The 7,929-nt window shown below is 29.3% G+C and carries 7 protein-coding genes and 2 pseudogenes; 6 read left to right on the top strand and 3 right to left on the bottom strand.

Annotation, left to right across the window (positions count from 1 at the left end; genetic code table 11):
• Positions 1–242, bottom strand: a pseudogene (locus AC2FB1_RS02235) (SdrH family protein); the annotation flags it as partial.
• 178 nt (positions 243–420) lie between these two features.
• Between AC2FB1_RS02235 and AC2FB1_RS02230 the strand changes: the two are divergent.
• The 6 genes and pseudogenes from AC2FB1_RS02230 to agrA all read left to right on the top strand — a co-directional run bounded on the left by AC2FB1_RS02230 (position 421) and on the right by agrA (position 5,407).
• Positions 421–1,044 carry a nitroreductase family protein gene (locus tag AC2FB1_RS02230; protein ID WP_490673651.1) on the top strand — a complete coding sequence of 208 codons (624 nt, stop codon included), beginning with the start codon at positions 421–423 and terminating at the stop codon, positions 1,042–1,044.
• Between the two features lie 130 nt (positions 1,045–1,174).
• Entirely contained in the window at positions 1,175–1,960 is a 786-nt protein-coding gene (locus AC2FB1_RS02225; RefSeq protein ID WP_490673650.1) for a carbon-nitrogen family hydrolase, read from the top strand.
• 698 nt (positions 1,961–2,658) lie between these two features.
• Positions 2,659–3,224, top strand: a pseudogene (locus AC2FB1_RS02220) (accessory gene regulator AgrB).
• A gap of 2 nt (positions 3,225–3,226) precedes the next feature.
• The gene (gene agrD / locus AC2FB1_RS02215; RefSeq protein ID WP_002488089.1) at positions 3,227–3,367 is read left to right on the top strand and encodes a cyclic lactone autoinducer peptide AgrD; all 141 of its coding nucleotides are present in this window, start codon (positions 3,227–3,229) and stop codon (positions 3,365–3,367) included.
• 21 nt (positions 3,368–3,388) lie between these two features.
• Positions 3,389–4,678 (top strand): quorum-sensing sensor histidine kinase AgrC, encoded by a 1,290-nt coding sequence (gene agrC / locus AC2FB1_RS02210; protein WP_490673649.1) that lies wholly within the window; start codon positions 3,389–3,391, stop codon positions 4,676–4,678.
• 12 nt (positions 4,679–4,690) lie between these two features.
• Positions 4,691–5,407: a quorum-sensing response regulator AgrA gene (agrA, locus tag AC2FB1_RS02205; protein ID WP_490673648.1), complete on the top strand. Its 717-nt coding sequence runs from the start codon at positions 4,691–4,693 to the stop codon at positions 5,405–5,407.
• A 48-nt stretch (positions 5,408–5,455) separates the two neighbouring features.
• Here agrA and AC2FB1_RS02200 read toward each other — a convergent pair whose 3' ends face one another.
• Positions 5,456–6,415 (bottom strand): carbohydrate kinase family protein, encoded by a 960-nt coding sequence (locus AC2FB1_RS02200; RefSeq protein ID WP_490673647.1) that lies wholly within the window; start codon positions 6,413–6,415, stop codon positions 5,456–5,458.
• The gene (locus tag AC2FB1_RS02195; RefSeq protein WP_490673645.1) at positions 6,416–7,903 is read right to left on the bottom strand and encodes a sucrose-6-phosphate hydrolase; all 1,488 of its coding nucleotides are present in this window, start codon (positions 7,901–7,903) and stop codon (positions 6,416–6,418) included.
• Positions 7,904–7,929 lie beyond the last annotated feature (26 nt).

Below are 7,929 nucleotides of genomic sequence, written 5' to 3'. Positions count from 1 at the left end.
GTTGTAGGTTCTTCTGGGTTTTTATTTTTATCACTAGTACGATTGGATTCTTTTATACTTTTATTTTCATTACTTTGTTTATTGTTAGAATGTTGAGTATCAGAATTTATTTGTAGGTTTAATTTCTGATTTGTGCCTTCACTCTCTATATTAGAAGAGGTTTCAGCATAACTATAGTGACTGAATATAGTTGTACTTATAGCAAAAATAAGACTTGTTCGAATAACTTTTCGTTTTATCATTCTGAGACCTCCTCTTATTTTTGATACTTTTAGTATAAAGAATAAAAAAATATCATGCATGTATATAAACAAATTGATAAAAAACATTAATATTTATGAAATTTTTTGTTATATAATAATTTACTTATTCTAGTATAAATTTTATACTTGAAATATATTAAAAAAAGGAAATTATAAGATGGGATTATTTGATAAAGAAAACACAAAACCTTTTCTAACTGAAATTGAAAATAGACGTACAATTTATAAAACTAAAACATCTATTTCTATTACTGATGAAGAATTAGAGAAAATGATTGAACATATTGTAAAATATATGCCTTCAGCTTTTAATTCACAATCAACACGTATTGTTTTGTTACTTAATGATCAACATATTAAATTCTGGAAAAATACTAAAACTGTACTTAAAGATGTAATGGGACCAGATCGCGACTTTGAACCTACAAATCAAAGAATTAATGGTTTCGAGCATGCCTACGGAACTATTTTATATTTTGAAGATGAAGATGTTATCAAATCATTACAAGAACAAATGCCATCATATGCTGATAATTTTGCTAACTGGGCTGTTCAAACAAATGCTATGCATCAATACGCAATTTGGACTGCACTAAGTTCAAAAGGTATCGGTGCATCGTTACAACACTATAATCCACTAGTTGATCAAGTTACAACACAAACATTTGATATTCCAGCATCATGGAAACTTGTAGCACAAATGCCATTTGGTGATATTGAAGAGCAAGCTGGTGAAAAAGAAATTCACCCTACTGATCAACGATTTATTATTAAAAAATAATAAATTTAAACTTATCAATGAAGTACATTTCAATTAAGTTATTTTACTTTAATTGTAATGTGCTTCATTTTGCTTTTCCTAGCCAAATTTAGTAAATTGAAATTATTAAGCAGGTTGAGGAGTGGTTAAAGTGAAAATACAAATATTCCAATTTTATGTCGAATATGGAAATGTTGAGAAAAATGAACAAAAAATTTCAGAATGGTTTAATACTCAATTAGATGATGATACTGAAGTTGTTGTGTTACCAGAAATGTGGAACAATGGCTATGCGTTAGAAGAGTTAGATGAAAAATCAGATCAAGCGTTATCACGTAGCCTCCCTTTTATCTCGAATCTTGCTAAAACATATCAAGTCGATGTGATAGCAGGATCTGTTTCAAATAAACGAAATAACAAAGTATACAATACTGCTTTTACCGTTTCTAAAGAAGGACAATGTATTAATAAATATGATAAAGTTCATTTAGTTCCAATGCTAAATGAACCAGAATTTTTAGAGGATGGAAAAACAGTTCCAGAACCATTTGCTTTATCATCAGGTGCTCTCGCCACTCAAATTATATGCTATGATTTACGATTTCCTGAATTATTAAGATACCCTTCTAGAGAAGGTGCTCAAGTTGCATTCTATGTAGCAGAATGGCCAACCGCTCGACTCAATCATTGGAGAAGTTTACTCCAAGCTAGAGCAATAGAAAATGATATTTTTATCGTCGCATGTAATGGCACAGGTCATGATGGAAATACTGAATACGCTGGACATTCAATGGTGATTAATCCAAATGGAGAAATTCTCGTCGAATTAGATAGAGAAGAAAATACGATTTCAATTGATATCGATATTCAAGAGGTCATGCATCAACGAGATGCTATTCCTGTATTTAAAAATTTAAAACCTCAATTATATAAATAAAAAAAGTCGTGAGCTTGGGAGAGACTCACGACTTTTAATTAAGGGAATGTTTTACAGTTATTTTTCAATCTTTTGGGGATGTTATTAATTATGAAAATTTACATTGTATAACAATGTTACGATAGCTTACACGTTAAAAATAATTACCTTCTATTCACGATAGCTAAGTTAATTATTTTCTACTGAGTTAACACTTCAGTAAGTATTATGCATTTTCATCAATAAGTTGGGATGGCTTATTCATGAGTAAAACTGCACGAAGAAATAAATGAAATATTCTACTATGAGAATAGATAATATTGAAAAACGATAAACATCGACATTCAATATGACATACTACTCAAACTACACAAACATTCCTTACAACTTATCGATAAATCAATTTTTAATTTCGCAACTACTAACAAAATTAAAGTAAGATTTATTCGAATAAAACAAAGACTAACAATTTAAAGACTAAGATTATTAAGTTTATATCACTTTGATGTGATATGAGTATATTAAAACATAACATTCATTTAATTTATTAGAAATTTCTTAACTTGCAATTTTTTCTACTAAACTGTTTATTTTTATATGGTAAAATATAAGTTAACGAATTACTTTGACAGTTAAGTATTAAATTTTAACAGTTAAGCATTATTTTACAGACTAATTGCACAAAATTGTATAATATAGTCAAGGAGAGTGGCACAATATTGAAAGCAATTGATGATAAAATTGAGCACTTTGCATCTTATTTACAAAAGAAAAACAACCTTGATCATATCCAATTCTTAAAAGTACGATTAGGCATGCAAGTGGTTATTAGTAATATTGCTAAAACAATTGTGACATACGGTGCTGCGCTCATATTCCATACATTTTTGTATACTTTAATCACACACGTCAGTTATTTTTTAATTCGGCACTATGCACACGGGGCGCATGCAAAGTCTACTTTGTTATGCCATATTCAAAATTTAATTTTATTTGTTGGTTTACCATGGCTCATTGTCTATTATCATATTAATATGGGTATCATGTATAGTGTTAGTGGTATTGCATTATTACTGATTATTATTTATGCACCAGCTGCCACTAAGAAACAACCCATACCCGAACGACTAAAACCACTACTAAAATAAAGTCTATTATTTTAGTAGTGGTTTTAATCATTATTTCTATTATAGTACCCGAGCCATATAAACAATTAATTTTATTAGGTATGATACTTGAAAGTACAACACTATTACCATTCTTTTTTCCTAAGGAGGATTATTAATTATGACATTTATTACAGATTTATTTATTAAACTATTCTCATTAATCTTAGAAACAGTCGGAACACTTGCTTCATATAACGTATGTGGTGGTTATTTCGATGAACCTGAAGTTCCTAAGGAATTAACTGATCTTAATAGATAAAATTTAGAAAGTGTGTGACGTATGGATTTATTATCAAATGTACCTTTAGCACTTTTTCAAGGATTTTTATTATTTTTAATTTCAAAGATTATTTTAGATATTAAATATACTTTAAGGGATTATTTAATCATTTTAACGATTATAATCCCTTCTGCCTTTTTTTATTATTATTTAGGAAGTATTTCTGTTTTATATTTATTAATTGGTTGTGGGGTTTTCCTATACTGTAAAGTTAAGTGGTACTCGATTATTACAGTTTTAAGTAGTGCTATTTTAATGTTTTTAAGTAATTTTATTGCTTTTATACTTGTAATAATTTTTCAAAAATTTATTAATAATAATACTTATTTAGATTTATCGTATATAAGTATATTTACTTTAATTTCTATACTTATATCTTTTACATTTAAATCTCTACTTAAAAAATTAAAAATGTCTTATTTATCTATTAATAAGACTTACTTAACTATTATTTCAATTGTTTTAATTCTTTCATTTATAATTTTATATATTTATTCTCAAGTACCTAAAGTTAACAATTCTTCTTTACAAATATACGGACTAATTTTTATTGGAATAATTATATTTTTTATCACCTTAATCATTATTATTTCTAGATATACGTTACGTGAACTTCGATACAGACGTAATATGGAAGAAATTGAAACGTATTATGAATATACTCTACAAATAGAATCGATTAATAATGAAATGCGTAAGTTTAGACATGATTACGTCAATATTCTTACTACAATGTCAGAATACATAAGAGAAAATGATATGGATGGTTTAAAGACATATTTTAATGACAATATTGTTCCTATGAAAGATAACCTTCAAATGAACTCAATCAAAATTAATGGTACGGATAATTTAAAAGTGCGTGCTATTAAAGGATTGGTAACAACTAAAATTTTACAAGCTCAAGAAAAAAATATACCTATTAGTATTGAAGTGCCAGAGTTAATTGATCATATTGAGATGAATACGGTTGATTTAAGTCGTATCATTGGGATTATCATTGATAACGCTATTGAGGCTTCAGAAGAATTAGAAGATGCCTTAATTAGAATTGCATTCATCAATGTCGAAACGTCAGTCATGTTTATTGTTATGAATAAATGTAAAGAAGATATGCCGAAAATCCATGAATTATTTCAAGATTCCTTTTCAACTAAAGGCGATAACAGAGGACTTGGTCTAACGACTTTAAAAGAAATTACTGATACTACAGAAAACGTGTTACTTGATACTACTATAGAAAATGGTTACTTTGTCCAAAAAGTAGAAATTATAAATAATATGCCATAAGGATGTGAGAAAATGAAAATATTCATTTGTGAAGACGATGTGAAACAACGCGAAAATATGGTCTCAATTATTAACAACTATATCATGATTGAAGAAAAACCCATGGAAATAGCGTTAGCAACAGATGATCCTTATGAAATTATTGAACAGTCAAAAGAAATGAATGATGTTGGATGTTATTTTTTAGATATACAATTGGAAGCTGATATTAACGGTATTAAACTTGGAAGTGAAATTCGAAAGTATGATCCTATTGGGAATATCATCTTTGTTACAAGTCATAGTGAACTCACTTACCTAACATTTGTCTATAAGGTATCTGCGATGGATTTTATTTTTAAAGATGATCCTAACCAACTTAAAACCCGAATTATTGATTGTATTGAAACGGCTCATACACGTTTAAAATTACTTTCAAAAGAAAGTAATGTTGAAACAATTGAATTAAAGCGTGGTAGCAATTCAATATATGTACAATATGATGATGTCATGTTCTTTGAGTCGTCTACAAAATCCCATCGTTTAATTGCGCATCTTGATAACCGTCAGATTGAATTCTACGGAAATCTTAAAGAATTAGCGCAACTCGATGATCGTTTTTTCAGATGTCACAATAGTTTTGTTGTAAATCGTCATAATATCGATTCAGTCGATTCTAAAGAACGTATTGTTAATTTTAGAAATGGTGAACACTGTTATGCATCAGTAAGAAATGTAAAAAAAATATAATCAATTAAACCCTTCGATGAATATACATCGAAGGGCTTATTCTATATGCTATAATTCATTTTCTACTTCTTCTAAACTTGGAATACTTTCAATTGCGCCATATTTAGTAGTTACTTTTGCAGCTACTAAATTACTAAATTTAAGTATTTCTTCACCTTTCTCTTTAAATAGAGAAGTAATATCTGTTAATTCTGTATTTAAAATTCTATTGATGACTGCTCCAATAAATGCATCTCCAGCACCAGTAGTGTCAACAGGTTTCACTTTATACCCTTGATGATGAATGGTTGTTCCATCTTTTAAGTAAACTGTTGCTCCTTTGTCTCCTTGTGTGTAAATCACCGCTTCAACCTTTCCTTTAAATAAAGATTGAATCGCTTTATGTTCATCACTAATTCCAGTAACAAATTCAATTTCTTCATCTGAAATTTTAATGATATTTGCTTTAGGAAGAAATGATTGAATAGTCGCTTTACAGTTTTCTGCGTTATCCCATAATGGTAATCTAACATTTGGATCAAACACTATCATCCCATGCGCCGCTTCAAATTTTTCAATCATAGCAAGATGTGCATTTTTCATATCACATTCAATTAAATCAACAGAACAAAAATGTAGAACATCTTGATTAGAAATATTAATTTCATCTAAATTCGAAGCATGATAAAGCATGTCAGCTGATGGTTTACGATAAAAAGAAAAATCTCGTTCTCCATTTTCTTTTAAACTGACGAAAGCGAGTGCAGTATTAGCTGTATTTGTTCGTTTAATATATGTTGTACCAACGCCTATTTTCTCTAACGTCTCTACGATAATATCTCCAAAAGCATCATTACCTAGTTGTGTAACCATTTCTGTACTACTACCTAATTTTTTAGCCACACTAGCCACATTAGCAGGTGCCCCGCCAACTTGTCGACTAAATTGCGTTACATCTTTAAGTTCGATATTTGTTCTATTTGGAATAAAATCGATTAATGCTTCACCAATAGCATATAACTTTCTCATTTATTTATCTCTCCCTAAGTCATATTTAGTAAATTTTAAATAAACTTGACCTGTTTCTGTAGATGTGCGAATTGCAGTAGCATTTTCATCAGGAAAAATTCTTGACGTTAAGACTCGTTCTCCATCATTACAAAAAATTTCAATACTTGAAGTATCTACAAAAATTTGTAATTGCTTTAATGGCGAATCTAAATATGTAGACCTTGTCACACCTTCTACGTTACTTGGTAATGCACCACTTTCTGATCGATCTAATGTAATCTTTTGGTCCCTAGTATTATAAGAAATTAATGTTGAATGTAACTTAGATGCTCTTAATTCAAAATATATTTCTGTTGCTTCATTTTCTAAAATATCAATAATAAGTTCATATTGCGTACCTTCATAAGGATTAAGTGTTGTATTATATTTGTTAGCATAACCTAATGCTGTTTCTTTATTTTGTCGCAATGTCTCTAAAGCTTTTAAAGGACGTTGGCGTAAGTGTCCTTCTTCAATAGTTAACTCTCTAGGTAACGTTAAACAGTGTGCCCAACCTTCTTCATCTGTAGGATATTGAGTATCTGGAAGACCCATCCACCCAATTAAAATACACTTACCATGTTCATCAACCATCGTTTGTGGTGCATAAAAATCAAATCCGTTATCAAGTTCAATAAATGTATCATGTTTAAACTCTAATGTATCGAAATTTAAATGACCTATTATATAACCAGATTGATAAATATTTCTATATTTTTCACCTTTTCCTTCAATACCTTGAGGACTAAAAATTATAACATCATGGTCATTTAAACTAAAATAGTCTGGACATTCCCACATATAACCAAAATCTTCTAATTCTGTTTTAATTTCTCCCATACATTCCCAATGATCAATCTGTTGGTTCATCATTTTGTACAAAAGTAGACGTCCTAATCCTTGTTGAGTTTGCACACCTAGTATTGCGTAATAATCTTCATGATGTCTAAACACTTTTGGATCTCTAAAATGACTTGTGTATCCTTCAGGTTGATGAGAAATTACAGGCTTATTTAATTTTTCGATTGAACCATCTTGTGTTACTTTTGCAATCATTTGACTCGAATATCTTTTCCATTCTTCATCACGATGATTACCTGTATACATATAATATAAGTCTCCTTCAAATTCAAAAGCACTTCCACTGTATACTCCATGACTATCATAAAGCGTATCAGGCTTTAATATAGGACCATGTGGTTCAAACGTCACTAAATCTTTACTAGTATAATTAAACCAATATTTCAATCCATGTACAGCTCCTAATGGAAACCACTGATGAGATACATAGTATGTTCCGTTATAATATATCAATCCATTAGGATCATTTAATAAACCAGTTTCAGGTTGAATATGATAGTGTTGACGATAGCGTGATTGTTCTATTCGATGCTTTAACGCTTCTAATTGATTTTTGCTAATATCTTCAATGCGTCGATAGCGTTGTTCTCTTGACCACTCAGTCATATTAGTCCTCCTAAATAATTAATATT

The sequence above is a fragment of the Staphylococcus sp. CoH_129_LAB_1 genome, from assembly GCF_058191515.1.
The sequence above is the reverse complement of the archived record's forward strand: the minus strand, read 5'-3'. Positions and strand labels throughout refer to the sequence as shown.

What these genes read in the sequence shown, in the direction of transcription:
- AC2FB1_RS02200 (WP_490673647.1), bottom strand. Translation starts at nt 6,415, where the DNA reads ATGAGAAAGTTATATGCTATTGGTGAAGCATTAATCGATTTTATTCCA.
- agrC (WP_490673649.1), top strand. Translation starts at nt 3,389, where the DNA reads ATGGATTTATTATCAAATGTACCTTTAGCACTTTTTCAAGGATTTTTA.
- AC2FB1_RS02230 (WP_490673651.1), top strand. Translation starts at nt 421, where the DNA reads ATGGGATTATTTGATAAAGAAAACACAAAACCTTTTCTAACTGAAATT.
- AC2FB1_RS02195 (WP_490673645.1), bottom strand. Translation starts at nt 7,903, where the DNA reads ATGACTGAGTGGTCAAGAGAACAACGCTATCGACGCATTGAAGATATT.
- agrA (WP_490673648.1), top strand. Translation starts at nt 4,691, where the DNA reads ATGAAAATATTCATTTGTGAAGACGATGTGAAACAACGCGAAAATATG.
- agrD (WP_002488089.1), top strand. Translation starts at nt 3,227, where the DNA reads ATGACATTTATTACAGATTTATTTATTAAACTATTCTCATTAATCTTA.